The organism is Microbacterium sp. NPDC056003 (genome assembly GCF_042274785.1).
Classification (GTDB): Bacteria; Actinomycetota; Actinomycetes; order Actinomycetales; family Microbacteriaceae; genus Microbacterium.
This window is the reverse complement of sequence record NZ_JBHJXQ010000001.1, coordinates 553,166-579,699: the sequence shown is the minus strand read 5'-3', so window position 1 is coordinate 579,699 and position 26,534 is coordinate 553,166. Positions and strand designations below refer to the sequence as shown.

The window sequence follows — 26,534 nt, the reverse complement described above, 5'->3', positions numbered from 1 at the left end:
GACACGCGCGGGCGGCCGATGCGGGGACTTGACAGACCGGATGCTCCGCCCGTCGCCCCTCGGCGGGGAGCCGGTCCGGCCTCAGTACGACGCGCGCTCGCCGCTGCCGGCGCCGTCGACCCATCGCGCGGCGAGGGCCTCCGAGGAACGCGCGAGGACCGCCACGTCGGCGCCGACGAGCACGAAGCCCGCTCCCGCGTCGATGTAGGACTGGGCCGCGGCCGGGTCGAACGCGTTCACGCCGACCGGCTTGCCCGTGCTGCGCACGGCGTCGAACGCACGCAGCACGGCTGCTGTGACGTCGGGGTGGGTCTGCTGTCCGAGCACACCCATCGAGGCGGCGAGGTCGCTCGGTCCGACGAAGATTCCGTCGATGCCGTCGACCGCGGCGATCTCGGCTGCGGCCTCGACGCCCTCGATCGTCTCGACCTGCACGAACAGCGAGAGGTGCTCGTCGGCGTTCTCGAGGTAGCTCTCGACGCGGTTCCAGCGCGCCGAGCGGGCGAGCGCCGATCCGACGCCCCGTCGGCCCCGCGGCGGGTACCGTACCGCCTCGACGACCTCGGCCGCCTCCGCCGCCGAGGACACCATGGGCACGAGGATGTTCTGGGCGCCGAGATCGAGCACCTGCTTGAGGGTGACCACGTCGCCGATCGGCACGCGCACCAGCGGGGTGATCGCGTAGGGGGCGACGGCCTGAAGCTGGGCCAGCACCGACTCGAGGCCGTTGGGGGAGTGCTCCATGTCGATGAGCAGCCAGTCGAGGCCCGAGCCGGCGCAGATCTCGGCGACCAACGGCGATCCCGAGCAGACCCACATGCCGGCGAGCGCGCGGTCGGCGTCCGCGAGCGCATCGCGGAACGTGGGGCTCAGACGAGACGACATGATCCCCCGTTCTCGCGACGCGGGCCGGTCACGTCCGCGCACGTCATACGAATCTGCACGACACCACTCCCATCGGTCCGTAGTCGCACAGCACGCTATCGCCCCGCGACACCCACATGGGGCGCGTGAACGAGCCGGCGAGGATGATCTCGCCCGCTTCGAGCCGCGCGCCGTGCTGGTGGAACTTGTTCGCGAGCCACGCCACGCCCGTGGCGGGGTGGCCGAGGACGCCCGCGGCGACGCCGGTCTCCTCGATCTCGCCATTGCGGCTGAGCACGCCCGGCACCCAGCGCAGGTCGATCTCATCGGGGCGCTTGTGCACATCGCCGAGCACCATCGCCCCGTACGCGGCGTTGTCGGAGATCGTGTCGACGATCGTGCGGCCCTCGAGCTCGATGTGCGAGTTGAGGATCTCGAGCGCCGGGACCGCGTAGTCGATCGCGTCGAGCGCCTCCTCGAGGGTGCAGTCAGGACCCTCGAGCGGCGTTGCGAGAACGAACGCCAGCTCCACCTCGATCCGCACGTTCGAGAAGAGGTCGACGGGGATCTCCGCGCCCGACTCGTACACGGTGTCGTCGAACATCACGCCGTAGTCGGGCTCGGTGATACCCGTCGCCTGCTGCATCGCCTTCGAGGTGAGACCGATCTTGCGGCCGACCAGCCGGCGCCCGGCCGCGATGTTCTGGTCGCGCCACACCCCCTGGATCGCGTACGAGTCCTCGACCGTCGCGTCGGGGTAGCGCGCCGTGATCCTCGGGATCACGCCGTGCGTGCGGTCGGCCTCGGCGAGCTCGGCCGCGATGTGCGCGATGTCGTCTGGGTGCAGCATCCGATCTCCTTCGTGGGTCCAGCTCTGCCAGTTCTTCGGTCTTCCTGCTCACCTGTCACGATCAGCCGCGCCGGGCGACATTTCGTGACAGGTGAGCAGGAGAGGTGGGGATGCCGGGGTCTACAGCTGGTGGCCGAGCTTGTACTCGCCCTGCTTGTACTCGGGCATCGACTCGGCCCCCTCGTCGCGGCGCGTGTACGAGAAGCCGTCGGCGCCGATCGTCACCGCCATCTCGGACGAGTCGGTGCGGGCGACGACGGGCTGCGGGTTGCCGTCGAGATCGAGCACGAGGGATGCCTCGGTGTACCAGGACGGCACGACGGGGTTGCCCCACCAGTCGCGGCGCTGGTTGTCGTGGACGTCCCACGTGATGACCGGGTTGTCGGGGTCGCCGGTGTAGTAGTCCTGCGTGTAGATCTCGACGCGGTGGCCGTCGGGGTCGCGCAGGTACAGGTAGAACGCGTTCGAGACGCCGTGGCGGCCCGGGCCGCGCTCGATGGCGTCGGAGCGGCGGAGCGCACCGAGCTTGTCGCAGATCGCGAGGATGTTGTGCTTCTCGTGCGTGGCGAATGCGACGTGGTGCATGCGCGGGCCGTCGCCGCCGGTCATGGCGGTGTCGTGCACGGTCGGCTTGCGGCGCATCCAGGCGGCGTAGACGGTGCCCTCATCGTCCTGGATGTCCTCGGTGACGCGGAAGCCGAGGTCCTGCATGAATTTCACGGCGCGCGGCACGTCGGGGCTGACCTGGTTGAAGTGGTCGAGACGCACCAGCTCACCCGGCTTGTGCAGGTCGTAGCGCCACGCGAGACGCTCGACGTGCTCGGTCTGGTGGAAGAACTCGTACGGGAAGCCCAGCGGATCGGTCACGCGCACCGAGTCGCCGATGCCCTTGGTGAAGCCGTCCGCGCGGCGCTCGACGCGGCATCCGAGCTCCTCGTAGAAGGCGACCGCCCGGTCCAGGTCCTCGGGCGTGCGGACCCGGTACGAGAACGCGGCCACGGCGGCGATCGGGCCCCGGCGCAGCACGAGGTTGTGGTGGATGAACTCCTCGGTGGAGCGGAGGTAGATGGCCTCGTCGTCTTCCTCGGTCACGTACAGCCCGAGCACGTCGAAGTAGAACTCGCGCGACGAGGCCAGGTCGGTGACCACGAGCTCCATGTAGGCGCAGCGCAGGATGTCGGGCGCGGGAACCGACGGCGTCGGCACCGGGTTGTCGGTCTCGATCGGCGCCTCCTGGGAGACGTAGAAGCCGGAGGAGGTCAGGGTCATGTCGTCACGGTTGGTCATGGCTCGTCCTTGTTGCCTTGATGCGAATCTGTGGGAGGTGAGCGGATGCCGCGGCCAGGTGCAGACCGATGGCCGCGGCATCCGGGTCAGTGGGCGCTGCCGCCGGCCTTGCCGAAGGTCGGGTTGTGCACCTTGCCGAGCGTGATGTGCACGGCTTGCTGGTCGGTGTAGAAGTCGATCGAGCGGTAGCCGCCCTCGTGGCCGAGGCCGGAGGCCTTGACGCCGCCGAACGGGGTGCGGAGGTCGCGCACGTTGTTCGAGTTGAGCCAGACCATGCCCGCCTCGACGGCCTGCGCGAAGTTGTGGGCGCGCTTGAGGTCGTTGGTCCACACGTAGGCGGCGAGACCGTACTTCGTGTTGTTGGCGAGCTCGAGCGCATCCTCGTCGGTATCGAAGGGGGTGATCGCCACGACCGGGCCGAAGATCTCCTCCTGGAAGATCCGTGCGTCGGGGGAGACATCGGCGAACACCGTCGGGGCGACGAAGTTGCCGAATTCGAAGCCCTCGGGCTGGCCTCCGCCGGCGACGAGGCGTCCTTCGGACTTGCCGATCTCGACGTAGCTCATGACCTTCTCGTAGTGCTCGGGGTGCACGAGCGCGCCGACCTCGGTCTCGGGGTCGTGGGGGTAGCCGACCTTCACGCGCTTCGCCTGCGCGGCATAGCGCTCGACGAACTCGTCGTAGACGTCACGCTGCACGAGGATGCGGGAGCCGGCGGTGCAGCGCTCGCCGTTCAGGGAGAAGACGCCGAAGATCGTCGCGTCGACCGCGGCCTCGAGGTCGGCGTCGGCGAAGACGATCGCCGGGCTCTTGCCGCCCAGCTCCATCGACAGGCCCTTGAGGAACGGCGCCGCGTTGCCGAAGATGATCTGCCCGGTGCGGCTCTCGCCGGTGAACGAGATGAGCGGCACGTCGGGGTGCTTGACCAAGGCGTCGCCGGCGTCCTCGCCGAGGCCGTTGACGAGGTTGAACACGCCCTGGGGCAGGCCCGCCTCCTCGAAGATGCCGGCCCAGAGCGACGCCGACAGCGGCGTGAACTCGGCGGGCTTGAGCACCACGGTGTTGCCGGTCGCCAGCGCAGGGCCCAGCTTCCATGACTCGAGCATGAACGGCGTGTTCCACGGGGTGATCAGACCCGCGACGCCGATCGGCTTGCGGTTGACGTAGTTGATCTGGCGCCCGGGCACCTTGAAGGTGTCGTCGGCCTGCGCCACGATCAGGTCGGCGAAGAACCGGAAGTTCTCGGCCGCGCGCCGAGCCTGGCCGAGCGCCTGCGTGATCGGCAGGCCCGAGTCGAACGACTCGAGCTCGGCGAGGCGCGCGTCGCGCGACTCGACGATGTCGGCGATGCGGTGGAGCACGCGCGAGCGCTCGCGGGGGAGCATCTTCGGCCAGGGACCCTCGGTGAACGCGCGGCGTGCTGCGGCGACGGCGCGCTCGATGTCGGCCTTCTTGCCGGCCGCGGCCTTCACGTAGACCTCGTTCGTGACCGGCTCGAGCACGTCGAACGTGTCGCCGTCGATCGAGTCGACGAACTCGCCGTCGATGTAGTGCTGGATGCGCTCGGGCAGGTCTGCGGGCACGTGGCGCATGGTGGTTGCAGTGTCGGTCATCTGCTTCTCCTTCGTCGGAGGTCGGAAAGGGCGCAGTGGGGTGTGCGCCCTCGGGTCAGAAAGCGGGGAGGCTGAGGGCCTCGTCGGGGTGCTCGTGGATCATGTAGGCGTCGAGCGTGGCCGAGCGATGACGACGGGCCGCCTTCTCGATCTCGCTCAGCGTGGCCCCGGCCTCGATGAGCTTCAGGATGTTCTCGTGCTCGCGCACGGACTCCTGCGCGCGGCCCGGGACGAAGCTGAAGGTCGACTCGCGCAGGTGGCCGAGCTTGGCCCACTCCGCGTTGACGAGCTCGAGCATGCGGGGGTTCGCGCACTTGGTGAACAGCGCTGAGTGGAACTCCTGGTTGAGGGCCGTGAAGCGGCGCGGATCGAAATGCTGCAGCGTCTCGATCATCTGCTCGTTCACGGCGCGTGCATGCCGGATGTCGTCGGCGGTCAGAGCGCGGGCCGACAGTGCCGTCGCGGCGCCCTCGAGGATCGACAGCGCCTGCATGCTGTAGCGGTACTGTGAGTCGTCGACCATCGACACCCGCGCGCCCACATTGCGCTCGAAGGTCACCAGGCCTTCGGCCTCGAGCTGCCGAACGGCCTCCCGCACCGGCACGACGCTCATCTGAAGGTCGTCGGCGAGTGAGCTGAGCACGAGGCGGTAGCCGGGCGTGAACTCCTGCTGCGAGATGCGCTCCTTGATCCAGGTGTACGCGCGCTGCGACTTGCTCTGCGCGGTCCGGGTGCCCTGCGCCTCGGTGCTCATGCGGTCCGCCCTTCGCGCTCGGCGTCGTATCGCGCGCGCCACTGGGCGTTCAGGGGGAACAGGCCGTCGACCGGATGCCCTTCGGCCACGCGCTGCGCGATCCAGGCATCCTCCTCCTCCTGTGCGATAGCCGCGTCCACGACCTCCTCGACGATGCCCGCCGGGATCACGATGACGCCATCCGCGTCGCCGACGATCACGTCGCCGGGCTGTACGGTCGCACCGCCGCACGCGATCGTGACATCGACGTCCCACGGCACGTGCTTGCGGCCGAGGACGGCGGGATGCGCGCCGACGGTGAAGACCGGAAGGCCGACGGCGGTGACGGCGGCCGCGTCGCGGACCCCGCCGTCGGTGACGATGCCGGCCGCACCGCGTGCGTGGGCGCGAATCGCGAGCACGTCGCCGAGTGTTCCCGACCCGGCTTCGCCGCGCGCCTCGATGACGATGACCTCGCCCTCGCCGACCGCGTCGAACGCGCGCTTCTGGGCGTTGTAGCCGCCGCCGTGACTGGCGAAGAGGTCTTCGCGGTTCGGGACGAAGCGGAGAGTGCGGGCCGTGCCGACGAGCTTGGCTCCGGGATGCAGCGGCCGGACGCCGTCGATGTGCACGTTGTTCAGACCGCGCTTGCGCAGCTGGCCCGACAGTCCCGCGACGGGCACGGACTCGAGCTTCGCGCGCAGCTCGCTGCTCAGAACAGGCGTTCCGGCGCTGCTCAGAACAGGCGTTCCGGCGGAGGCAGGAGACTCTGCGTCAGAACCTCCTGTATTCGCCGGATCTCCTGATCCGGGAGCCTCCGCGGAGAGGCCGGCAGCCTCACGCGAGCCCCACGCCTCGGTGCGCTGCAGGTCGTCGACCGCGGGAAGTGACCCGAGGTCGCCGTCGAAACCGGCCCCGCCCTCAACGACCGTGGTCACGAGGCGCCCGGACGACGGGCCGCCGGGCACGTCGACCTCGACCTCGACGACGTCGCCGGGAACGGCGACCGACGAGCCGGCGGGCGTGCCCGTGAGGATCACGTCGCCCGGCTCGAGGGTGAAGTGCTGCGACAGGTCGGCCACCAGCTGGGCGAGGGGGAAGATCATGCCGGCGGACGAGTCGTCCTGGGCGATCTCGCCGTTGAGCCAGGTGCGCACCCGCAGGGCGGTCGGGTCGACCGCGCGGGCGTCGATGAGCGCGGGGCCGATCGGCGTGTAGCCGTCGCCGCCCTTCGAGCGGACGTTGGAGCCCTTGTCGTTGGCGCGCAGGTCGTAGAGGCCGAAGTCGTTCGCGGCGGTGACCCACCCGACGTGGTCCCAGGCCTCCGCCAGGCCGACCCGTCGGGCGGGTGTGCCGATCACCAGCGCGATCTCGCCCTCGAAGGCGAGCAGCTCGGTGCCGGCGGGCCGCTCGATCGTCGCGCCGGACGGGGCGACCGAACTCGACGGCTTGAAGAAGTAGGAGGGATGCTGCGGCCGACGACCGCGCTGATCGGCGCGGGAGGCATAGCTCAGGTGGATGGCGACGATCTTGCCGGGCCGGGTCGGCAATGCCCGGAAACGGGCGTCGGATGCGGCATCCGCTGTGCTTTCCTGCATCAGGAGCGTCCTCACTCTTGCGTCGTATCCGAAATCGTATACGATGGTGCCACATCCGGCAACCCTCTCGCAGATCGAGCGCCGGTGACGAAGTCGTCAGTACAGACACAGGAGTCAGCTCATGAGCACACCCCCACCCGGAGCAGGGTTCACGCCCACCGGAACCATCGCGAGCTCGGCGGATCGCCGCCGGGTCGTCTTCGCGACCGTCGTCGGAACCACCGTCGAGTGGTACGACTTCTTCATCTACGCGTTCGCGGCCGGACTCGTCTTCGCCGAGCTCTTCTTCGCCCCTGCGGGCGAGGGCTTCGCGCAGATCCTCTCGTTCATCACGGTGGGGATCAGCTTCCTCTTCCGTCCGCTCGGCGCGTTCCTCGCCGGGCACTTCGGCGACAAGTACGGCCGCAAGGTCGTCCTGATGTGGACGCTGATCCTCATGGGTGCGGCCACCACCCTCGTCGGCCTGCTGCCGACGTACGCCGCGATCGGCATCGCCGCTCCCATCCTGCTGATCCTCCTGCGCGTGCTGCAGGGCATCTCGGCCGGCGGTGAGTGGGGCGGTGCGGTGCTCATGGCCGTCGAGCACGCACCGAAGGCCCGACGCGGCATCTTCGGCGCGTCGCCCCAGGTCGGCGTGCCGATCGGTCTGCTGCTCGCCTCGGCCGTCATGGCCGTGGTCGCCCTGCCCGGCGACGAGTGGTTCAAGGAGTGGGGATGGCGCATCCCGTTCCTGCTGAGCGTCGTGCTGATCCTCGTCGGCTACTACGTGCGCCGTCGCGTGGAGGAGAGCCCGGTGTTCGCCGAGCTCGCCGAGCGCAAGGAGAAGGCGCAGATGCCGATCGTGCAGCTGTTCAAGAAGCACACGCTGCTCGTGATCATCGCCGCTCTCGTCTTCGCCGGCAACAACGCCGTCGGCTACATGACCACCGGCGGCTACATCCAGCGGTACGCCACCGACCCCGAGGGACCCGTCGCCCTCCCCACCGCCCCCGTGCTGTGGGCGGTGACCGGCTCGGCCGTCACCTGGCTGATCGCGACCTTCGTCGCGGGGTGGATCAGCGACCGGATCGGCCGCCGCACGACGTACATCATCGGCTGGATCCTGCAGCTGGCGGGTGTCTTCCTGCTCTTCCCGCTCGTCAACACCGCGAACGTCGGCCTGCTGTTCCTGGGCCTCGCGGTGCTGACGATCGGCCTCGGCTTCACCTACGGGCCGCAGGCGGCGCTGTACAGCGAGCTGTTCCCGGCATCCATCCGCTTCTCGGGCGTCTCGATCTCGTACGCGATCGGCGCGATCGTCGGCGGCGCCTTCGCGCCCACCATCGCCCAGGCGCTGGTGCAGGCGACGGGCTCCACGGTCTCGGTCACCTGGTACCTCGCGGGCATGACGATCGTGGGCCTCATCGCGACCCTGCTGCTGCGTGACCGCTCCGGCATCCCGCTGGGGCCCGACCACGAGGCGGAGCAGGCGAAGAGCCCGATCTACGGACTCTCGCGCGCCTGAGGACTGTCTGACCGGATGCCGCGGCCCGGCCCCTCGCGGGGGGTGCGGGCCGCGGCATCCGTCGTCTCACGAGGGCCGAGCAGGACTCATTCCGCTCACCTGTCACGATTCGCCGCTTCGCCCGGCATTTCGTGACAGGCGAGCAGTGGTGTGTGGGGTGAGTCGCCTTTCCGCCCAACCGCGGCGAGGCGCGCATTGTGAGGGGCAGGGCGCGCAGTTCGGCGCGGTTGCGGCGCCAGGTCGAGGGAGTGGGATGCCGCGGCTCAGCGCGTGCGCATGCCGTCGAGCGCGACCGCCACCACGTCGTGCGCCAGGCGCGCGCTGTCGACCGGACCGCCGGGGCGGTACCACTCCACGAGCGAGTTGACCATGCCGAAGATGAGGCGGGTCGCGACCGGGCCGTCGATGTCGTCGCGCACCTGGCCGGCGGCCTGTGCCGCCTCGACGAGCGCGGTCACACGGTGGTCGAACGCCCGCCGACGCTCCAGGGCCGCGCGCTCGACGTCGCTGTTGCCGCGCACCCGCAGCAGCAGGGTCACGTAGGGGAGCCGGTCGACGAGCACCCGCACAGCCCCGCGCAGGACCGCGTCGAGGCGCTCGGCGGCAGAGCCGTGCTGGGCGCCGGGCTCATCGAGCACACCCTCGAGCGCGCTCAGCGCCTCGTCGAGGGCGAGCGACAGCAGCTGCTCCTTCGAATCGAAGTGGTGGTACAGCGCCGACTTCGTCAGGCCCAATCGCGTCGCGAGGTCGGCGACCGAGGTGGCGTCGTACCCCTGCTCGTTGAAGAGGGAGACGGCGATCTCGAGCACCTGCGCACGGTCGTAGCCGGGCCGACCCCGGCGCGGGGGCCCGCTGTTCGCTGAGTCGACGTCGAGGGCGGGCACTGCTCCAGTGTCGCATGCGGGATTGGAATACTGAACGATCGGTTAGGTATCATCTGTACCGGTGCCGCGCCGATGCGGCCGCGGAGGGATGACGATGTCCGACGCCTACCTGGTCGGTGGAGTCCGCACGCCCGTCGGCCGCTACGGCGGCGCCCTCGCCGGCGTCCGCCCCGACGACCTCGCCGCACTCGTCGTCGGCGAGGCGGTCGCGCGCGCGGGACTGCCTCGCGAGGCTGTCGACGAGGTCATCCTCGGCGCGGCGAACCAGGCCGGCGAAGACAACCGGAACGTCGCGCGCCTCGCTGCGCTGCTGGCCGGCCTCCCCGACGAGGTTCCGGGCATGACCGTGAACCGGCTGTGCGCCTCGGGCATGTCGGCGATCGCGCTCGCCGCGCAGGCCATCCGCGCCGGCGACGCCGATGCCCTGGTCGCCGGCGGCGTGGAGTCGATGACCCGCGCGCCCTGGGTGCAGGCCAAGCCCGACCGCGCCTGGGCGAAGCCCGGAGAGACATTCGACACGTCGATCGGCTGGCGCTTCACCAACCCGCGGCTGAAGACCCGCGACAAGGCCACGTACTCGATGCCCGAGACCGCCGAGGAGGTCGCGCGCGTCGACGGGATCTCTCGAGCGGATGCCGACGCCTTCGCCCTGCGCAGCCATCAGCGTGCCGTCGCGGCGATCGACGCGGGCCGGTTCGCCGACGAGATCGTCGCGGTGCCGACCCGCGCAGGCGATGTCGACACCGACGAAGGGCCCCGGCGCGACACGTCGCTCGAGGTCCTGGCCGGCTTGCGTCCGGTGGTCGCCGGTGGTGAGGTCGTCACGGCCGGCAACGCCAGCTCGCTCAACGACGGCGCGTCCGCGATCGTCGTGGCGTCCGCGGCGGCGGTCGAGCGCCACGGACTGCGCCCGCGTGCCCGGATCGTCGCCGCGGCGACCGCGGCCCTCGCGCCCGAGATCATGGGACTCGGGCCGGTGCCCGCCACCGAGAAGGCGCTCGCGAAGGCCGGGCTCTCGGTCTCCGACATCGGCGCGGTCGAGCTGAACGAGGCCTTCGCGTCGCAGTCGCTCGCATCGATGCGGCGGCTCGGGCTGGACCCGGCCATCGTCAACGCCGACGGCGGCGCGATCGCGCTCGGCCACCCGCTGGGCTCCAGCGGCAGCCGCCTGATCGTGACCCTGCTCGGCCGGATGGAGCGCGAGGACGCGCGGTACGGGCTGGCCACGATGTGCGTCGGCGTGGGGCAGGGCACCGCGATGATCGTGGAGCGGGTGGATGCCTGAGTCGCTGCGCATCGAGAGCGCCGACGATCGCGTCGTCGCGACGCTGACGCGACCCGAGGCGCGCAACGCGATCGACCAGGCGATGATCGACGCCCTGCACGATCTGTGCGCGGAGCTCGAGACGACGCCCCGCACGCTCATCCTCATCGGTGCCGACGGGGTCTTCGCCTCGGGCGCCGATATCGCCCAGCTGCGTGAGCGCCGCGCCGCGGATGCCCGCCGCGGCATCAACACCCGCGCGTTCCAGCGCATCCGCGCACTTCCGATGCCGGTGGTCGCGGCGATCGACGGCTACGCGCTGGGCGGAGGCGCCGAGCTCGCCTACGCGGCCGACCTGCGGATCGGCACGCCCCGGCTGAAGATCGGCAACCCTGAGACCGGGCTCGGCATCATCGCCGCGGCAGGCGCGACCTGGCGCCTGCCGCAGATCGTGGGAGAGGCACGCGCCGCCGAGCTGCTGCTCACCGGTCGCATCCTCGACGCCGACGAGGCGCTCTCCTGGGGCGTGGTCTCCTCGCTGCACGAGCCCGACGAGCTGCTGGCCGCCGCCCACGCGATTGCCGACCGCATCGCCGCCAATGACCCCCTCGCGACGCGCCACACCAAGACGGCGCTCTCCGCTGCGCCGGGCGCCCATCCCGCGCTCGAGCTCGAGCTGCAGGCCGAGCTCTTCGAGAGCCCCGAGAAGGAGCGACGCATGACCGCATTCCTCGAGAGGCGCAAGCGATGACCGAGCACGAGGCGCAGGCGATGACCGAGCACGATTCGCCCGGGAACACGCCGGTACCGGCGCGCGTCGGCGTGATCGGCGGCGGCCGGATGGGGGCGGGCATCGCGCACGCTTTCGCCCTCGCCGGCGCCGACGTGGTCGTCGTCGAACGCGACGAGCAGGCTGCGGATGCGGCATCCGCCCGCGTTCTCGAGGCGGTACGGCGCAGCATCGACCGCGGCGCGACTCCGCACCCGTTCGAGGTCCTCGAGGCCGCGCTCGAAACGGCGACGGATGCCGCCGCGCTCACCGGCTGCGGGCTCGTGGTCGAAGCCGTTCCCGAAGACCGCGAACTCAAGGCTGCCGCCCTCGGACGGGCCGAGCGCGTGCTCGAAGCGAGCGCTGTCCTCGCGACGAACACGTCGTCCATCTCGATCGACGACCTCGCCGCCGGCCTCGAGCGCCCGGGCCGGTTCATCGGCCTGCACTTCTTCAATCCCGTGCCGGCGTCGCAGCTGGTCGAGGTCGTCGTCGGACCGGCGACCGACCAAGACGTGGTCGCTGCGGCGAAGGACTGGGTGGCGGCGATCGGCAAGACGCCCGTCGTGGTGCGCGATGCCCCGGGCTTCGCCTCCAGCCGGCTCGGCGTCGCGCTCGGGCTCGAGGCCATCCGCATGGTCGAGGAGGGCGTCGCCTCGGCAGCCGACATCGACGCGGCGATGGAGCTCGGGTACCGGCATCCCGTCGGTCCCCTGCGCACGACCGATCTGGTCGGCCTCGACGTGCGACTCGGCATCGCCGAAGAGCTGCACGCGCGCCTGGGCGACCGGTTCGCGCCCCCCGAACTGCTGAGGCGCATGGTCGCCGACGGCCGGCTGGGCCGCAAGACCGGCCGCGGTTTCTACGAATGGAGCGAGTGATGACCGAGATCCTTCCCAGCTATGTGCGCGGCGAGTGGTGGACGCCGGCGGATGTCTCGTCCGCCGTGACCGTCGCCGACGCGTCGACCGGCGAGGCGATCACCCGGGTCAGCACCGAGGGCCTCGATCTTGCCGGCGTGCTCGACTACGCGCGCACGGTCGGGCAGCGGAGTCTGGGCACGCTGACGTTCCATCAGCGTGCCGTGCTGCTGAAGCAGTTCGCCCTCGCGCTGACCGAGCGCAAGCAGGAGCTCTACGACCTCTCGAAGCGCGCGGGCGCCACCGCACGCGACTCGGCCGGCGACGTCGACGGCGGCATCGGCGTGCTCTTCACCTACTCGTCGAAGGGGCGCCGCGAGCTGCCCAACGGGCAGGTCTACCTCGACGGCCCGGTCGAGCCGCTGTCGAAGGACGGTTCATTCCTCGGACGGCATGTGTACACGCGCCTCCCCGGTGTCGCGGTGCAGATCAACGCCTTCAACTTCCCGATGTGGGGTGCGCTCGAGAAGTTCGCGCCCGCGTTCCTGGCCGGCGTGCCCAGCGTGGTCAAGCCGGCGACGCCCACCGCGTACGTCGCCGAGGCGTGGGTGCGCATCCTCGTGGACACCGGGCTTCTGCCGGAGGGCTCGCTCCAGCTCGTGAGCGGCAGCGTGCCCGGACTGTTCGACCACCTTCGGCTCGGCGACCTCGTCGGGTTCACCGGCAGTGCGTCGACGGCGGAGCGCCTGCGCTCGCACGAGAGTGTGCAGACCGGCGGGGTGCGGTTCACGAACGAGACCGACTCGATCAACGCGAGCGTCCTCGGACCGGACGCCGTCGCCGGCACCCCTGAGTTCGACGCGTACGTGAAGCAGCTGATGGTCGAGCTGACCACGAAGGCCGGGCAGAAGTGCACGGCCATCCGGCGGGCGATCGTGCCGGAGGGTGCGGTCGACGACCTCGTCGAGGCCGTTCGCACGAAGGTGGCCGAGCGGGTCGTGCTCGGCGATCCACACGCCCCCGACGTGACGATGGGTCCACTGGTGTCCGTGGCGCAGCGCGATGAGGTGCTGCGCGCCGTGGGCGCGCTCGAAGCCGCTGGGGGCCGGGTGCTGCTCGGGTCGACCGGCGCGCCGCAGGTCGTGCGCGCCGACGGGTCGGTCGGCCCCGCACCGGACGGCGCGTTCGTCGAGCCCCTGCTGATCGGGTTCGCGGATGCCTCGGCCGATGCCGTGCACGAGGTCGAGGCGTTCGGTCCGGTCGCCAGCGTGCTGACCTATCGCACCGTCGACGAGGCCGCCGACCTGGTCGCCCGCGGCGGCGGATCTCTGGTCACGAGCGTGGCGACGAACGACCCGGCGGTCGCGACGACGCTGCTGACGCGCGTCGCGGCGTTCAACGGGCGGCTCCTCTTCCTCGATCGCGCCGACGCGCGCACGTCGACGGGTCACGGCGCGCCCGTGCCGCACCTCGTGCACGGCGGTCCGGGCCGTGCCGGCGGCGGCGAGGAGCTCGGCGGCATCCGCGCGGTGCTCCATCACATGCAGCGCACCGCCGTGCAGGGCTCCCCCGAGATGCTGACGGCGCTGACCGGCGTGTGGCATCAGGGCGCAGCATCCCGAACCGACCGTCATCCGTTCCGCAAGTCGCTCGCCGAACTCGCGATCGGCGACCAGCTCGTCTCGGCCACGCGCGTCGTGACGCTCGATGACATCGAGACGTTCGCGAACTTCACGGGCGACCTGTTCTACGCCCACATGGACGAGGAGGCAGCGGCCGCCAACCCGTTCTTCCCCGGACGCGTGGCCCACGGCTACCTCCTCGTCTCGTGGGCCGCGGGCCTGTTCGTCGACCCTGAGCCCGGGCCGGTGCTGGCGAACTACGGGCTGGAGAACCTCCGCTTCATGACGCCGGTGTCGCCGGGCGACGAGATCCGCGTCGTGCTCACGGCGAAGCAGATCACCCCGCGCGAGACCGACGAGTACGGCGAGGTGCGGTGGGACGCCGTCATCCACAACCAGTCCGATGAGATCGTGGCGACATACGACGTGCTGACTCTGGTCGCGAAGGAAGCGGATGCCGCAGCCGACGCCGTCGGCACGCCCGCGCCCGTCGAGGCCGGGGCATGATGTCCGACGTCGCCGAGCGCGGCCGGAATCGGCATCCGCTCTCTCGGGTTTTCGCCGCGTACGCAGGTTTCGACCGCGCGAAGGGGACGCCGTGATCGAGCCCGCCGAGCACTTCGCCGGCCAGCGCCGCATGCTGCAGCGCGACCGCGCGTCGGCGGCGCTCGGGATGGTCGTCGAACGCGACGAGCCGGGGGAGGCCGTGGTGTCGATGCGCGTGCGCGACGATATGACGAACGGCTTCGCGATCACGCACGGCGGCATGGTGTTCGCGCTGGCCGACACCGCCTTCGCCATGGCGTGCAACGAGGACGACGAGGTGACGGTCGCCGCGGGTGCCGACATCGCCTTCCTCAAGGCGACGCGCGCGGGACAGACGCTGACCGCGCACGCGCGCCGGCGCGCGGCATCCGGTCGCAGCGGCCTGTACGACGTGACGGTCACCGACGAGACCGGTGACGTGGTCGCCGAGTTCCGCGGGCGCTCGTTCACCACCCGCCGGGAGCACCCTGCGGACTGACCGTAGTAGACTTACTGAACGAATGGTCTGTAATTGAGGAGTCGATGATGACGACCGCACCCGAACCGACCGTGGTCGAGCCCGACGAGGCCGCCGAGCAGGCCGCGTTCGACGCGCTCATCGCGGCAGAGCAGCGCATCGAGCCGCGCGACTGGATGCCGGATGCGTACCGCAAGACGCTCATCCGGCAGATCTCGCAGCACGCCCACTCCGAGATCATCGGCATGCAGCCGGAGGGCAACTGGATCACTCGGGCACCGAGCCTGAAGCGCAAGGCGATCCTGATGGCGAAGGTGCAGGACGAGGCGGGCCACGGGCTCTACCTGTACTCCGCCGCGCAGACCCTCGGGATCACCCGTGACGAGATGACCGAGCAGCTCATCGCCGGCAAGGCGAAGTACTCGTCGATCTTCAACTACCCGACGCCCACGTGGGCAGACATGGGCGCGATCGGCTGGCTCGTCGACGGCGCCGCGATCTGCAACCAGGTGCCGCTGTGCCGCGCGTCGTACGGGCCGTACGGCCGGGCGATGGTGCGCATCTGCAAGGAGGAGTCGTTCCATCAGCGACAGGGGTTCGAGATCCTGCTCGCGCTCATGCAGGGCACCCCGGCGCAGCGGGAGATGGCGCAGGATGCCGTGAACCGCTGGTATTGGCCGAGTCTCATGATGTTCGGGCCGCCCGACGACGAGTCGCCCAACTCCGCGCAGTCGATGGCGTGGAAGATCAAGCGCTTCTCGAACGACGAGCTCCGACAGCGATTCGTCGGGATGCTGGTGCCCCAGGCAGAGGTGCTGGGCGTGACGCTGCCCGACCCCCAGCTGCGCTGGGATGAGGACGCCCAGCGCTGGCACATGAGCGAGATCGACTGGACCGAGTTCCACGAGGTGCTGCGCGGGCGCGGGCCGATGAACGCGGAGCGCCTGCGCAACCGTCGGAATGCCCACGAGGACGGCGCATGGGTGCGCGAGGCCGCGGCGGAGTACGCGCGCAGGCAGGCGGCCCGCGCGGAGGCCGGCCGCGCGGAAGGGAAGGTGGCGTGATGGCTGCTCCGGGATACTCCGACCGCGAGACCTGGCCGCTGTGGGAGGTCTTCGTGCGCGCGAGCCGCGGGCTGAGCCACGTGCACGCCGGCTCGCTGCACGCGCCCGACGCCGAGCTCGCCCTGCGCAACGCACGCGACCTGTACACGCGCCGCGGCGAGGGCACGTCGGTCTGGGTCGTGCCCGCCGACGCCATCACGACGAGCGACCCCGACTCGAAGGGCGCGTTCTTCGAGAGCCCGGCAGGCAAGAACTACCGGCACGCGGTGTACTACACGGCGTCGGAGGGGGTGCCGCACCTGTGAGCACGGAGACGATCCACGACGACCCGCACGGCGAGGTCAGCGTCGACCGTATCGAGCTCTCCGCCGAGCTCGCGGGCGAGGGCGGCCGTGCGGCGACCGCCGACATCGCCGAGTACGCGCTGCGCCTCGGCGACGACGCGCTGATCCTGTCGCAGCAGCTCGGCGCCTGGATCGCGCGCGCACCCGAGCTCGAGGAGGACGTCGCGCTGGGCAACATCGCGCTCGACCTGCTCGGGCACGCGCGCTCGTTCCTCCGCTACGCCGGATCCTTCGACGGCCGCACCGAAGACGACCTCGCGTTCTGGCGCGACGAGCCCGAGTTCCGCGGCGCCTGGCTCTTCGAGCAGCCGAACGGCGACTTCGCACAGACGATCGCGCGTCAGTTCGCGGCATCCGCCTACCAGTTCGAGCTCTACCGCGCGCTCGCCGGATCCAGCGATGCCACCCTCGCGGCGATCGCGGCCAAGGCCGTGAAAGAGGTCGAGTACCACCGCGACCACGCGGTGCAGTGGACACTCCGCCTGGCCGGCGGCACCGAGGAGTCGCGTGCGCGCATGATCCGCGCCGTGGGCGACGTGTGGCCGTACGTCGACGAGCTCTTCCGCGACGACCCGCTGATCGAGCGGCTCGGGAAGGCCGCTGTGCGTCCCGCAGGCCTGCGCCCTGCCTTCGACGCCGTCGTCGGCGCCGTGTTCGCCGAAGCGGAGCTCGACATGCCGCAGGGGTTCGTGAGCGCCGGCGGCGGCCGCGAGGGCCGGCACTTCACGACGCTCGGCTACATCCTGGCCGAGATGCAGGTTCTCGCGCGACAGCATCCGGGGGCGACATGGTGACGCTCAGCGACCTGCAGTCCCGCGATGCCGTGGCCGCGGACTCCGCGCGCGCCTGGCGCATCGCCGCGGCCGTGCCCGATCCGGAGGTGCCGGTGCTCACCGTCGAGGACCTCGGGGTGCTGCGCGACGTGTCGGTCGACGGCGACCGGGTGACGGTGACCATCACGCCGACGTACTCGGGGTGCCCCGCCGTCGACACCATTCGCGACGACATCGTGCTCGCGCTCACCGAGGCCGGGTTCACCGACGTCGACGTGCGGCTGACCCTCACTCCCGCGTGGACCACCGACTGGATGAGCGATGAGGGCCGCGACAAGCTGAGGTCCTATGGCATCGCGCCGCCCACGGGGAAGGCGTCGGTCGGCGGACCGATCCGGCTGCAGCTCGCGGTGAAGTGCCCGCGCTGCGGCTCGCTCGACACACGCGAGCTCGCGCGCTTCGGGTCGACCTCGTGCAAGGCGCTCTACGAATGCCGGGAGTGCCTCGAGCCCTTCGACCACTTCAAGGTGCACTGATGGCCGCCGAGAACATCGGGGCCCGCGAGCGCGAGCGCATCGCCGAGGCCCTCCTGACGAGCGCCGTCGGCGGTCCGCGCGAGGCGAAGCGCCGTGCCCGCTTCCACACGCTGCGCGTCGCGGCGGTGCGGCCGCTGACCGACGCCGCGGTCGAGGTGACGTTCGCCGTACCGGAAGCGGCACGCGGCGACTTCGACTACCTCGCCGGCCAGCACGTCGCCCTGCGCACCACGCTCGACGGCCACGAGGTGCGGCGCTCGTACTCGCTGTGCCGCGCGGTCGACGCCGGCGGCGGAGGGGACGGTCCGCTCACGATCAGCGTCGCCATCAAGCGCGACCAGGGCGGGCGGTTCTCGACATGGGCGCACACCGAGCTGAAGCCCGGCGACCGCATCGACGTGATGAGCCCGCAGGGCACGTTCACGTCGTCGCTCGCCGACCTCGACGGCGCGCATGTCGCGGGCATCGCCGCCGGGTCGGGGATCACTCCGCTCATGGCGCTCGCCGCGACGGTGCTCGCACGCTCCGAGACCTCGCGCTTCACGCTCGTCTACACGAACCGCTCGACCTCCGACGTGATGTTTCTCGAGGACCTCGCCGATCTCAAGGACCGCTACCCCTCGCGGCTTGCCCTGCACCATGTGCTCTCGCGCGAGCAGCGGGCGGCGCCGCTGCTCTCGGGACGCATCGACGAAGAGCGGCTCCGCCGCATCCTCGACGCGCTCGTGCTTCCCGACACCGTCGACGAATGGTTCCTGTGCGGCCCGTTCGAGCTCGTGCAGCTGTGTCGCGACACGCTCGCCGACATCGGCGTGGCCCCCGAGCACGTCCGCTACGAGCTGTTCACGACGGGCGAGGGCGGCCGGGCGGAGGCGCCGTCAGGACGCCGGATCGAGGTCAAGGCCGACGAGCCCGTGCACCGGATCGAGGTCACACTCGACGGCCAGTCGGCGACGATCGAGAGCCCGGTCTCCGCGCACGAATCGATCCTCAATGCCGCATTGCGCGTGCGCCCCGACGCACCGTTCGCGTGTGCGGGCGGCGTCTGCGGCACGTGCCGGGCGCTGCTGCGCGAGGGGTCCGTAACGATGACCGAGAACTACGCGCTCGAGCCCGACGAGCTCGAGCGCGGCTACATCCTCACTTGCCAGTCCCACCCCACGACCGACCGCGTCGTGGTCGACTACGACGTCTGAGAGAGGTTCCCGTGATCACCAGCTCCGTCGACGAGGGCGTCGCCGAGATCGTGCTCGACGCCCCCCAGAAGCTCAACGCCCTGTCGCTGGAGGCGATCGGCGAGATGGATGCCGCGTACGCCGAGGCCGAGACATCCGGCGCCCGCGCTCTCGTCCTGCGCGGCGAAGGACGCGCGTTCTGCGCCGGGCGCGACATCGCCGGCGTCGATCCGGCGACCGACGACGTGGGGGAGTACCTCGGCGCGGTCCAGGCGCTGATGCGGCGGATGGCCGCGTTCCCGGCGCCGACGTTCGCGGCCGTGCAGGGGGCGTGCCTGGGCGTCGGACTCGGGCTCGCCATCGCGACGGACGTGGTGTACGTCGCCGATACCGCCAAGGTCGGGTCGCCGTTCGCGAACCTCGGCGCGCTGCTCGACTCGGGCGGCCACGCACTCCTGTACGAGCGCCTCGGGGCGCACCGTGCTCTCGACCTCATCTACACCGGCGAGCTGTTGACCGGAGCCGAGGCCGTGGCGGCGGGGCTCTTCAGCCGCAGCGTCGCAGCCGACGAGCTGCTCGAGTTCACGCGCGAGCGCGCCGCACGGGCCGCCGCCGGGCCGACGCAGGCGTTCCTCGCGTCGAAGCGCCTGATCGACAAGCTGCGCGACGAGCGGCTGTGGCGCGTGGTCGCCGAGGAGACGCGCGGGCAGGCCGAGCTGCGCGACACCGCCGACTACCGCGAGGGGTTCGCGGCGTTCCAGGAGAAGCGCACGCCCACCTTCACCGGAGCCTGACCCGGCGGACGGGGCGGGATCTCGATACACGCGCTGCGCGCGCACTCGATCTGCGGGTGTCGCGCTGCGTGCGCACTCGATCTGCGGGTGTCGCGCTGCGCGCGCACTCGATCTGCGGGTGTCGCCCGCACTCGATCGGTGGCCCCTGTGCTTCGCGCTGTCGAAACCTGCGTTCGTGGCTGTCGGAATCGGGCGCGGATGCCGGTTCGGGCAGCGCGAGCGCCGTCGGTGGGTGCGCGCGGCGGGGGCGGGCGAGCAGATCTGCAGATTCGTAAAGAATCGCCATTCTTGACGCTCCCTGAAGCGGCAAAGGCGCGGGATCACCGACTTTCGGCAGGTACTTTAGACCGTTGGTGTCACAAGCACCGGCACTCCCGCGACACGCGCTCCGCAACGAAAGGCATCACGTGGTCGACGCACAGCAGACCGAGGACTGGGCAACGCGAGAAGAGCTCGCGGAGCAGATGATCCCGATCATCGGCCGGCTCTACCGCAGGGGCGTGGTGACCTCGCTGCATGGACACCGCATCATCAACCTGTCGACCACGGGCCTCCTGGGCGTCCACGAGCGGGTGAGCCAGCTCGGCCACGACGAGCTCGACCCGGCGGAGACGCTCGCTGTGCTCACCGAGCTCGAGGCGCTCGCGCCGGGCGCGGCGTCGATCGACGTCGGCCGCCTCGCGACCATCGTGCGGGGGCACTCCGAGTCGCTCGCCGAGCAGCTCGCGGCGGAGCTCGCCGACGTGCGGGGCGACAGCGGCGCGAGCCCGGCCGGTGCAGACGTCGTGCTCTACGGCTTCGGCCGCATCGGGCGCCTGCTCGCCCGCATCCTGATCTCGCACGCGGGCGGCGGCAGCGGCCTGCGGCTGCGTGCGATCGTGGTGCGCAAGGGCGGCGCGAACGACCTCCAGAAGCGCGCCAGCCTGCTGCAGCGCGACTCGGTCCACGGTCCCTTCGCCGGCTCCGTCTCGGTGGACGAGGACGCCCAGCAGATCATCGCCAACGGCACGCGGATCCAGGTCGTCTACGCGGACGACCCCGCAGCCGTCGACTACACGGCCCACGGCATCGACGACGCGATCGTCGTCGACAACACCGGCCGCTGGCGCGACGAGGCCGGGCTGTCACAGCACCTGCGGGCGAAGGGCGTGGCACGGGTGCTGCTCACGGCGCCCGGCAAGAGCCCGCTGAAGAACATCGTCCACGGCATCAACGACGACGCCATCACGCCCGACGACCGCATCCTGTCGGCGGCGTCCTGCACGACGAACGCCATCACCCCGGTTCTCGCCGCGATCGACGAGGCCTACGGAATCGTGCGCGGCCACGTCGAGACGGTGCACTCGTTCACCAACGACCAGAACCTCATCGACAACTTCCACCGCGGCGATCGTCGCGGCCGGTCGGCCGTGCTCAACATGGTGATCACCGAGACCGGAGCTGCCACGGCGGTCGCCAAGGCGCTGCCGCAGCTGGAGGGCAAGCTGACCGGGAGCTCGATCCGCGTCCCGACGCCCGACGTGTCGCTGGCCGTGCTGCACCTGACGCTGGAACGCCCGGCGTCGAAGGACCAGGCGAACGACTACCTGCGGCGGGTGTCGCTGCACTCGAAGCTGCGCCAGCAGATCGACTACGTCGAGTCGCCCGAGGTGGTCTCGACCGACTTCGTCGGATCGCACCGCGCCGGCATCGTCGACGGACTGGCGACGATCGCCACGGGCGACAACCTCATCCTGTACGTCTGGTACGACAACGAGTTCGGATACTCGTGCCAGGTGATCCGGGTACTCGAGAAGATGGCCGGCGCGCACCCGGTGGTCCGTCCCGCGCGCCGCGAGGTCACGCTCGAGGCGTAGGCCCGAGCCGGTGCACTCCGTCCGGGCGGGGCCCGTGGACGTCGCAAGATCGGAGATCTCGCCGGACACGCCGGTCGATGGATGCTGCGCCCCGGCGTGTGGCCCGGGATCTCCGACGTTGTGGCGGTCATCCACCGCTGGGAAGACCGGGTGCGCCTGATCGCCGGCCTGCGTCAGGAGTTCACGCGGATGATCTCCTGCTGGTAGGGCGCGATGACGGCGCCCGAGATGCGGCAGTCGAGCACCAGGAACCGGCGGGCCGCCGGGTCTTCGGCCGCCCACGATGCGAGGCGCTCCAGGTCGGCCATGGTGCGCACGACGACGCCCTCGGCTCCGACGCCGGCGGCCAGCGCGGCGAAGTCGACCTCGGGGATGAGCATCGGCTCCTTCGCGAGGCCCTTGAGCCCGTAGAGGTTGACCTCGGCGCCGTACGCGGCGTCGTTCCACACCACGGCCATGCCGCGGCCGCCTGCTACGCGCACCGCAGACTCCAGGTCGGACAGCGCCATCAGCCCGCCGCCGTCGCCAGTCGTGAGCACGACGGTCGCCTCGGGACGAGCGAGCGCCGCACCCGGCACCGACGGCCAGCCGAGGCCGATCGACTGGAACGCCGTGCCCACCATCATCATGCGGTCGGGAGACGCGACCGGCCAGAACATGTTCGCCCAGCCGATGAAGTGCCCGCCGTCCGAGACGACGACGCGGTCCTCGGGCAGGAGCTCCGCGATGCGCGCGGCCACCGAGCGCGGGTCCAGGCGTCCGTCGGCGGCGACGCCCTCCCCGGTGTCGTAGCCGCGGGCCGCGGCGACGTCGACCGATTCGCGCCACCCGCTGCCCTCGGTGCCCAGCTCGCGCACGGCCGTCACGAGCCGGCCGGCGACGGTCGCGGCATCCCCCCGCACGAATCCGCCGACGTGCGGATGCGTCGCCGCGGGCGTGACGTCGACCTGGTAGATGCGCGTCCCGGGGGCGAACAGGTCGCCGAACCGCATCGTGAACTGGTTGAGCGAAGCGCCGAAGACCACGGCCACGTCGGCCTCGCGCACGAGCTCCATCGCGCCTTCGGCGCCGAATCCGCCCGTCACTCCGAGGTCGAACTCGGCGCGGGGGAACACCCCGCGGCCGAGCGCCGTCGAGGCGGTGAGGGCCCCGGTGAGGTCGGCGAGCTCGCCGAGCGCGTCGCCCGCCCCGGAGATCCATGCCCCGCGCCCGGCGAGCAGGAAGGGGCGTTCCGCACCGGCGAGGGCCGCGGCGATGTCGGCGACGGCCCGCTCCGCGAACGGGCCGGTCGGTGTCAGCGGGCCGGGCAGGCGCGGCTCGGGCGCCTCGGGAACGGGTCCGGCATCGCGCGCCGCGACGTCGTAGGGGATCGCGAGCACGGTGGGCACGCGGTAGGTCAGGGCGTGCTCGATCGCGATGACGGTCGTGGCCGCGGCATCCGCTCGTCCGACCGTGTAGGTGCGCGCGCCCACGGCCGACGCCATGGCGATCTGGTCGACGTCCCACGGGCGCGGCCCCGAGGTGGGCTCATCACCGACCACGAGCACCAGGGGCACGTGCGCCTGCACGGCCTCGGCCAGTGCGGTGAGGGTGTTGGTGAAGCCCGCGCCGTAGGTCGCCGTGGCGGCGGCGAGCCCGCCCGAGGCGCGGTGGAAGGCGTCGGCGGCGACGACCCCGCCCGCTTCGTGCCGCACGGCGGTGAACGAGACGGCGGTCGAGCTCTCGAGAGCATCGAGGAAGTAGGCGTTGCCGTTGCCCATGACCCCGAAGACGTGGTCGATGTGGCGGGCGAGGGTGAGTGCGACGTGCGCGGAGACGGTCGGCATGAGGGAACTCCTGCAAGACGGGACGGTGAGAGGCCGTATGTGTCTCGCGCGTTCGCGCTGCGTGCCCATTTTTCGAGCACCGGCGGACTCGTTCCCGCCGGACGACTTCGAGTATAGGACTCCGCGCGGGGCATGATGGAGGCCATGAGGACCATCCAGCTGCGCCGGTACACGCTCGTCGACGGGGAGTACGACGCCTTCGTCGCGTGGTGGGAGGGCTGCATGCCGCGCGTGCGTCCGGCCGCCGGGTTCCGGATCGAGTTCGCCTACGGCCTGCCGGCGTCGAACGAGTTCGTCTGGGCGGTCAGCGCCGAGGGCGACGAGGAGGCGTTCGCCGTTCTCGAGCAGGAGTACATGGCATCGGATGCTCGCGCGGAGGCGTTCGCCGGTGTGCCGCAGCGTGTCGCGGTGTACGACATCGCGTTCGTCGGGCAGCAGTTCGCCTGAGTCCGTGCGCCGTCGGACGCGCCCCCGGCGCGCCGGAATCGCTCGCTGCGAGCGGCCGGGTCGTCAGGCGCCGAGCGCCCCGCGGATCGCGCTCGCGGAGCGATGCAGTCGCTGCGCGATCACCTCGGGCTCCACGGGGCTCGCCACGTAGACCGCAGCGATCGCCGCAGGACGCTGGCCGCCGCGCAGGCGCAGCGGCACCGACACCGACTGCACCGTCGGGATGACCTCGTCATGGCTGGTCGCGTACCCGCGCCGTGCGGTCTCGGCGATCTCGGCACGCAGGCGATCGTCGACGGCGGTCGGCCACTCGGCCGGATCGAGGGTCGACAGGATCGCCTTGCTCGGCGCTCCGACGGTGATGGAGTGGCGCGCGCCCGGGCGCTGGGCCACCGCCGCCACCGCGTGCCGCGGTTCGACGCTCGCCAGCGTGATGCACTCGTCGCGATCGAGCACCGCGAGGAAGCACGTCATGCCGAGCTCGTTCGCGATCGCAGTCAGCTCCGGCAGCGCCTCGGCATGCAGGTCATGGGCGACCCCCGCGGCGAGGGCGGCGAGTCGCGCGCCGAGCTGCACGCGCCCGGCCGTATCGCGGGTGATGAGTCCGTGGTCCTCGAGCGTGCGCAGCAGCCGGTAGACGACGGAACGATGCAGGTCGAGCCGGCGTGCGAGATCGTCGATCGAGAGCGGCTCGCGGGCATCGGCGAGGACTTCGAGCACCCGGATGCCGCGGCTCAGCGTCTGCGACGCGGGCGCTGCGGTCGTCGTGGTCATCGGGGTCCTTCCCCGCGCAGGGGTTGTCGCGCGGCATCCGCTTCGTATACGATCTGTTCAATAGTAGAACTTCGTGTTCGAATATAGAACGCAACGGATGCGAGCACAACCCCCGACGAAGTCGTCAGGAAGGACCAGGACGATGCAGTTCCACCACCACGGATACGTCTCCGGAGAGCCCCGCGTGCAGAACGCCGTCGGCACGGGCATCGATCGTCCGGCCGAGCTCCCTGACGAGATGGACGTGCTGATCGTCGGCTCCGGTCCCGCGGGCATGCTGCTGGCGGCGCAGATGTCGCAGTTCCCGAGCGTGACCACGCGTCTCATCGAACGGCGCAACGGCCGCCTGCCCCTGGGTCAGGCCGACGGCATCCAGCCGCGCAGCGTCGAGACGTTCCAGGCCTTCGGCTTCGCCGAGCGCATCATCGCCGAGGCGTACAACATCGGCTACATGAACTTCTGGAACCCCGACCCCGAGAACCCGCGTAACATCATCCGCACCACGCGCACCGAGGACTACGGGCTCAAGATCAGCGAGTTCCCGCACCTGATCGTCAACCAGGCGCGCGTCCTCGACTACTTCGCCGAGGCCGCCGCCTACGGTCCCGCCCGCATTGCGCCCGACTACGGCATCGAGTTCCTCGGCCTCACCGTGCACGGCGACGGCGAGTACCCCGTCGAGGTGCGCGTGCGCTATGCGGCGGGGGACCGCGCCGGCGAGGAGCGCACCGTGCGCGCGAAGTACGTCGTCGGCTGCGACGGTGCGCGCAGCGGCGTGCGCGAGGCCATCGGCCGCAAGCACGTCGGCAACTTCGCCGCCCACGCGTGGGGCGTGATGGACGTGCTCGTCAACACCGACTTCCCCGACTGGCGCACCAAGTGCGCGATCAACTCGGCGGCCGGCAACATCCTGCACATTCCGCGCGAGGGTGGCTACCTCAGCCGCGTCTACGTCGACCTCGGCGAGGTCGCCGCCGACGACAACCACCAGGTGCGCCAGACGCCGATCGAGGAGATCATCCGCAAGGCGAACGAGATCCTCCACCCCTACACGCTCGACGTGAAGGAGATCGCCTGGTCCAGCGTCTACGAGGTCGGCCACCGCGTCACCGACAAGTTCGACGACGTCGACGTCGACCAGGGCCACGACCCGCGCGTCTTCCTCACCGGCGATGCATGCCACACCCACAGTGCGAAGGCCGGCCAGGGCATGAACGTCTCGATGCAGGACGGCTTCAATCTCGGCTGGAAGCTCGGGCACGTGCTCACGGGCCTCAGCTCCGCGTCGCTGCTGTCGACGTACTCGGCCGAGCGTCAGCCCGTCGCGCAGCAGCTCATCGACTTCGACCGCCAATGGTCGAGCCTGATGGCGCGCAAGCCCGAGGAGATCTCCGACCCGCAGGAGCTCGCGACCTTCTACCTCGGCACCGCCGAGTTCCCGTCGGGGTTCATGACCCAGTACGGGCCGTCCCCCATCGTGGGCGGCGCCGAGCACCAGGAGCTCGCGTCGGGCTTCCCGGTCGGCAAGCGCTTCATGTCGTCCGAGGTGGTGCGGGTGTGCGACGGCAACGCCGTGCACCTCGGCCACCACGCGACGGCCGACGGTCGCTGGCGCATCTACGCTTTCGCCGACGCGCCGACGGCCGGCGAGCCGTCCGCCCTGACCGACTGGGCCGCATTCGTATCCTCGCCCGAGGGCCCGATCGCCCGGCACACGCCCGCCGGGACCGACGTCGACGCCGTGTTCGACGTGAAGGTCGTGTACCAGCAGAGCTACGAGGACGTCGAGATCACCCGCGCGCCCGGGCTCTTCCTGCCGAAGGTCGGCCCGCTCGCCCTCACCGACTGGGAGAAGGTGTACGCCGCGCAGCCGAACGCCTGGACGCGCACCGACATCTTCGAAGAGCGCGGGCTGTCGCGCGACGGCGTCGTGGTCGTGGTGCGTCCCGACCAGTACGTCGCCGCGGTGCTGCCGCTGACCGCCACCGAAGAGCTCGCCGAGTTCTTCTCGCAGGCGCTTCTCGATCAGCGCGCGGTCGCCGCCGTCCGCTGACCTGTCCGCGGGGGCGATACGAGCCCCCGTGGTGTACATCA

24 protein-coding genes are annotated in these 26,534 nt (G+C 70.9%); 15 read left to right on the top strand and 9 right to left on the bottom strand.

Features of this window, described 5'->3' with window-relative positions:
* Positions 1 to 81: 81 nt before the first annotated feature.
* The 6 genes from ACFC1W_RS02715 to ACFC1W_RS02690 form a co-directional block, all read right to left on the bottom strand.
* Positions 82 to 885 (bottom strand): aldolase/citrate lyase family protein, encoded by an 804-nt coding sequence (locus ACFC1W_RS02715; RefSeq protein ID WP_375988361.1) that lies wholly within the window; start codon positions 883 to 885, stop codon positions 82 to 84.
* 43 nt (positions 886 to 928) lie between these two features.
* Positions 929 to 1,714, bottom strand: a complete 786-nt coding sequence (locus tag ACFC1W_RS02710) for a 2-keto-4-pentenoate hydratase (protein WP_375988358.1) — start codon at positions 1,712 to 1,714, stop codon at positions 929 to 931.
* 120 nt (positions 1,715 to 1,834) lie between these two features.
* Positions 1,835 to 3,001 carry a 3,4-dihydroxyphenylacetate 2,3-dioxygenase gene (hpaD, locus tag ACFC1W_RS02705; protein ID WP_375988355.1) on the bottom strand — a complete coding sequence of 389 codons (1,167 nt, stop codon included), beginning with the start codon at positions 2,999 to 3,001 and terminating at the stop codon, positions 1,835 to 1,837.
* Between the two features lie 86 nt (positions 3,002 to 3,087).
* Positions 3,088 to 4,614, bottom strand: coding sequence for a 5-carboxymethyl-2-hydroxymuconate semialdehyde dehydrogenase (gene hpaE / locus ACFC1W_RS02700; RefSeq protein WP_375988352.1), 1,527 nt, complete (start codon positions 4,612 to 4,614; stop codon positions 3,088 to 3,090).
* Between the two features lie 55 nt (positions 4,615 to 4,669).
* Positions 4,670 to 5,368, bottom strand: coding sequence for a GntR family transcriptional regulator (locus tag ACFC1W_RS02695; protein ID WP_375988349.1), 699 nt, complete (start codon positions 5,366 to 5,368; stop codon positions 4,670 to 4,672).
* Positions 5,365 to 6,945, bottom strand: a complete 1,581-nt coding sequence (locus ACFC1W_RS02690) for a fumarylacetoacetate hydrolase family protein (protein ID WP_375988346.1) — start codon at positions 6,943 to 6,945, stop codon at positions 5,365 to 5,367. The genes ACFC1W_RS02695 and ACFC1W_RS02690 overlap by 4 nt, the downstream gene beginning before the upstream one ends.
* Positions 6,946 to 7,066: 121 nt before the next feature.
* On the opposite strand from ACFC1W_RS02690, the gene ACFC1W_RS02685 reads away from it, so the two are divergent.
* The gene (locus tag ACFC1W_RS02685) at positions 7,067 to 8,449 is read left to right on the top strand and encodes an MFS transporter (RefSeq protein ID WP_375988343.1); all 1,383 of its coding nucleotides are present in this window, start codon (positions 7,067 to 7,069) and stop codon (positions 8,447 to 8,449) included.
* A gap of 263 nt (positions 8,450 to 8,712) precedes the next feature.
* Here ACFC1W_RS02685 and ACFC1W_RS02680 read toward each other — a convergent pair whose 3' ends face one another.
* Positions 8,713 to 9,333: a TetR/AcrR family transcriptional regulator gene (locus ACFC1W_RS02680; protein WP_375988341.1), complete on the bottom strand. Its 621-nt coding sequence runs from the start codon at positions 9,331 to 9,333 to the stop codon at positions 8,713 to 8,715.
* Positions 9,334 to 9,427: 94 nt separating this feature from the next.
* Here ACFC1W_RS02680 and ACFC1W_RS02675 point away from each other — a divergent pair, with 94 nt between their 5' ends.
* The 12 genes from ACFC1W_RS02675 to ACFC1W_RS02620 all read left to right on the top strand — a co-directional run bounded on the left by ACFC1W_RS02675 (position 9,428) and on the right by ACFC1W_RS02620 (position 21,393).
* The gene (locus ACFC1W_RS02675) at positions 9,428 to 10,618 is read left to right on the top strand and encodes a thiolase family protein (protein WP_375988338.1); all 1,191 of its coding nucleotides are present in this window, start codon (positions 9,428 to 9,430) and stop codon (positions 10,616 to 10,618) included.
* Positions 10,611 to 11,348, top strand: a complete 738-nt coding sequence (locus ACFC1W_RS02670; RefSeq protein WP_375988335.1) for an enoyl-CoA hydratase/isomerase family protein — start codon at positions 10,611 to 10,613, stop codon at positions 11,346 to 11,348. Before ACFC1W_RS02675 ends, ACFC1W_RS02670 begins: the two co-directional genes overlap by 8 nt.
* Positions 11,345 to 12,247: a 3-hydroxyacyl-CoA dehydrogenase family protein gene (locus tag ACFC1W_RS02665; protein WP_375988332.1), complete on the top strand. Its 903-nt coding sequence runs from the start codon at positions 11,345 to 11,347 to the stop codon at positions 12,245 to 12,247. Before ACFC1W_RS02670 ends, ACFC1W_RS02665 begins: the two co-directional genes overlap by 4 nt.
* Positions 12,247 to 14,355 (top strand): phenylacetic acid degradation bifunctional protein PaaZ, encoded by a 2,109-nt coding sequence (paaZ, locus tag ACFC1W_RS02660; protein WP_375988329.1) that lies wholly within the window; start codon positions 12,247 to 12,249, stop codon positions 14,353 to 14,355. The genes ACFC1W_RS02665 and paaZ overlap by 1 nt, the downstream gene beginning before the upstream one ends.
* A gap of 130 nt (positions 14,356 to 14,485) precedes the next feature.
* A complete protein-coding gene (paaI, locus tag ACFC1W_RS02655) occupies positions 14,486 to 14,872 on the top strand; it encodes a hydroxyphenylacetyl-CoA thioesterase PaaI (RefSeq protein ID WP_375991388.1) in 387 nt (128 codons plus the stop codon).
* 44 nt (positions 14,873 to 14,916) lie between these two features.
* Positions 14,917 to 15,915 carry a 1,2-phenylacetyl-CoA epoxidase subunit PaaA gene (paaA, locus tag ACFC1W_RS02650; RefSeq protein ID WP_375988326.1) on the top strand — a complete coding sequence of 333 codons (999 nt, stop codon included), beginning with the start codon at positions 14,917 to 14,919 and terminating at the stop codon, positions 15,913 to 15,915.
* Complete coding sequence (gene paaB, locus ACFC1W_RS02645; RefSeq protein WP_191765915.1) at positions 15,915 to 16,220, top strand: 1,2-phenylacetyl-CoA epoxidase subunit PaaB; 306 nt, start codon at positions 15,915 to 15,917, stop codon at positions 16,218 to 16,220. The genes paaA and paaB overlap by 1 nt, the downstream gene beginning before the upstream one ends.
* Positions 16,217 to 17,053, top strand: coding sequence for a 1,2-phenylacetyl-CoA epoxidase subunit PaaC (gene paaC, locus ACFC1W_RS02640; RefSeq protein ID WP_375988321.1), 837 nt, complete (start codon positions 16,217 to 16,219; stop codon positions 17,051 to 17,053). The genes paaB and paaC overlap by 4 nt, the downstream gene beginning before the upstream one ends.
* Positions 17,047 to 17,568, top strand: a complete 522-nt coding sequence (gene paaD, locus ACFC1W_RS02635; RefSeq protein WP_375988318.1) for a 1,2-phenylacetyl-CoA epoxidase subunit PaaD — start codon at positions 17,047 to 17,049, stop codon at positions 17,566 to 17,568. The genes paaC and paaD overlap by 7 nt, the downstream gene beginning before the upstream one ends.
* Positions 17,568 to 18,764 (top strand): 1,2-phenylacetyl-CoA epoxidase subunit PaaE, encoded by a 1,197-nt coding sequence (gene paaE, locus ACFC1W_RS02630; protein WP_375988315.1) that lies wholly within the window; start codon positions 17,568 to 17,570, stop codon positions 18,762 to 18,764. The genes paaD and paaE overlap by 1 nt, the downstream gene beginning before the upstream one ends.
* 11 nt (positions 18,765 to 18,775) lie before the next feature.
* Positions 18,776 to 19,537, top strand: coding sequence for an enoyl-CoA hydratase/isomerase family protein (locus ACFC1W_RS02625; RefSeq protein WP_375988312.1), 762 nt, complete (start codon positions 18,776 to 18,778; stop codon positions 19,535 to 19,537).
* A gap of 407 nt (positions 19,538 to 19,944) precedes the next feature.
* Complete coding sequence (locus ACFC1W_RS02620) at positions 19,945 to 21,393, top strand: glyceraldehyde-3-phosphate dehydrogenase (protein ID WP_375988309.1); 1,449 nt, start codon at positions 19,945 to 19,947, stop codon at positions 21,391 to 21,393.
* A 173-nt stretch (positions 21,394 to 21,566) separates the two neighbouring features.
* On the opposite strand, the gene ACFC1W_RS02615 is transcribed toward ACFC1W_RS02620, so the two are convergent.
* Positions 21,567 to 23,219, bottom strand: a complete 1,653-nt coding sequence (locus tag ACFC1W_RS02615) for a thiamine pyrophosphate-binding protein (protein WP_375988306.1) — start codon at positions 23,217 to 23,219, stop codon at positions 21,567 to 21,569.
* Positions 23,220 to 23,363: 144 nt separating this feature from the next.
* Here ACFC1W_RS02615 and ACFC1W_RS02610 point away from each other — a divergent pair, with 144 nt between their 5' ends.
* Positions 23,364 to 23,666, top strand: a complete 303-nt coding sequence (locus tag ACFC1W_RS02610) for a hypothetical protein (protein WP_375988303.1) — start codon at positions 23,364 to 23,366, stop codon at positions 23,664 to 23,666.
* A 63-nt stretch (positions 23,667 to 23,729) separates the two neighbouring features.
* On the opposite strand, the gene ACFC1W_RS02605 is transcribed toward ACFC1W_RS02610, so the two are convergent.
* Complete coding sequence (locus ACFC1W_RS02605) at positions 23,730 to 24,440, bottom strand: IclR family transcriptional regulator (protein WP_375988300.1); 711 nt, start codon at positions 24,438 to 24,440, stop codon at positions 23,730 to 23,732.
* A 142-nt stretch (positions 24,441 to 24,582) separates the two neighbouring features.
* Here ACFC1W_RS02605 and ACFC1W_RS02600 point away from each other — a divergent pair, with 142 nt between their 5' ends.
* Entirely contained in the window at positions 24,583 to 26,493 is a 1,911-nt protein-coding gene (locus tag ACFC1W_RS02600) for an FAD-binding monooxygenase (protein ID WP_375988297.1), read from the top strand.
* The last annotated feature ends 41 nt before the right edge of the window (positions 26,494 to 26,534 follow it).

Bases quoted from the DNA above. Each gene is read 5' to 3' on its own strand.
- ACFC1W_RS02715 (WP_375988361.1), bottom strand. From the start codon at position 885: ATGTCGTCTCGTCTGAGCCCCACGTTCCGCGATGCGCTCGCGGACGCC.
- ACFC1W_RS02710 (WP_375988358.1), bottom strand. From the start codon at position 1,714: ATGCTGCACCCAGACGACATCGCGCACATCGCGGCCGAGCTCGCCGAG.
- hpaD (WP_375988355.1), bottom strand. From the start codon at position 3,001: ATGACCAACCGTGACGACATGACCCTGACCTCCTCCGGCTTCTACGTC.
- hpaE (WP_375988352.1), bottom strand. From the start codon at position 4,614: ATGACCGACACTGCAACCACCATGCGCCACGTGCCCGCAGACCTGCCC.
- ACFC1W_RS02695 (WP_375988349.1), bottom strand. From the start codon at position 5,368: ATGAGCACCGAGGCGCAGGGCACCCGGACCGCGCAGAGCAAGTCGCAG.
- ACFC1W_RS02690 (WP_375988346.1), bottom strand. From the start codon at position 6,945: ATGCAGGAAAGCACAGCGGATGCCGCATCCGACGCCCGTTTCCGGGCA.
- ACFC1W_RS02685 (WP_375988343.1), top strand. From the start codon at position 7,067: ATGAGCACACCCCCACCCGGAGCAGGGTTCACGCCCACCGGAACCATC.
- ACFC1W_RS02675 (WP_375988338.1), top strand. From the start codon at position 9,428: ATGTCCGACGCCTACCTGGTCGGTGGAGTCCGCACGCCCGTCGGCCGC.
- ACFC1W_RS02670 (WP_375988335.1), top strand. From the start codon at position 10,611: ATGCCTGAGTCGCTGCGCATCGAGAGCGCCGACGATCGCGTCGTCGCG.
- ACFC1W_RS02665 (WP_375988332.1), top strand. From the start codon at position 11,345: ATGACCGAGCACGAGGCGCAGGCGATGACCGAGCACGATTCGCCCGGG.
- paaZ (WP_375988329.1), top strand. From the start codon at position 12,247: ATGACCGAGATCCTTCCCAGCTATGTGCGCGGCGAGTGGTGGACGCCG.
- paaI (WP_375991388.1), top strand. From the start codon at position 14,486: ATGCTGCAGCGCGACCGCGCGTCGGCGGCGCTCGGGATGGTCGTCGAA.
- paaA (WP_375988326.1), top strand. From the start codon at position 14,917: ATGATGACGACCGCACCCGAACCGACCGTGGTCGAGCCCGACGAGGCC.
- paaB (WP_191765915.1), top strand. From the start codon at position 15,915: ATGGCTGCTCCGGGATACTCCGACCGCGAGACCTGGCCGCTGTGGGAG.
- paaD (WP_375988318.1), top strand. From the start codon at position 17,047: ATGGTGACGCTCAGCGACCTGCAGTCCCGCGATGCCGTGGCCGCGGAC.
- paaE (WP_375988315.1), top strand. From the start codon at position 17,568: ATGGCCGCCGAGAACATCGGGGCCCGCGAGCGCGAGCGCATCGCCGAG.
- ACFC1W_RS02615 (WP_375988306.1), bottom strand. From the start codon at position 23,219: ATGCCGACCGTCTCCGCGCACGTCGCACTCACCCTCGCCCGCCACATC.
- ACFC1W_RS02610 (WP_375988303.1), top strand. From the start codon at position 23,364: ATGAGGACCATCCAGCTGCGCCGGTACACGCTCGTCGACGGGGAGTAC.
- ACFC1W_RS02605 (WP_375988300.1), bottom strand. From the start codon at position 24,440: ATGACCACGACGACCGCAGCGCCCGCGTCGCAGACGCTGAGCCGCGGC.
- ACFC1W_RS02600 (WP_375988297.1), top strand. From the start codon at position 24,583: ATGCAGTTCCACCACCACGGATACGTCTCCGGAGAGCCCCGCGTGCAG.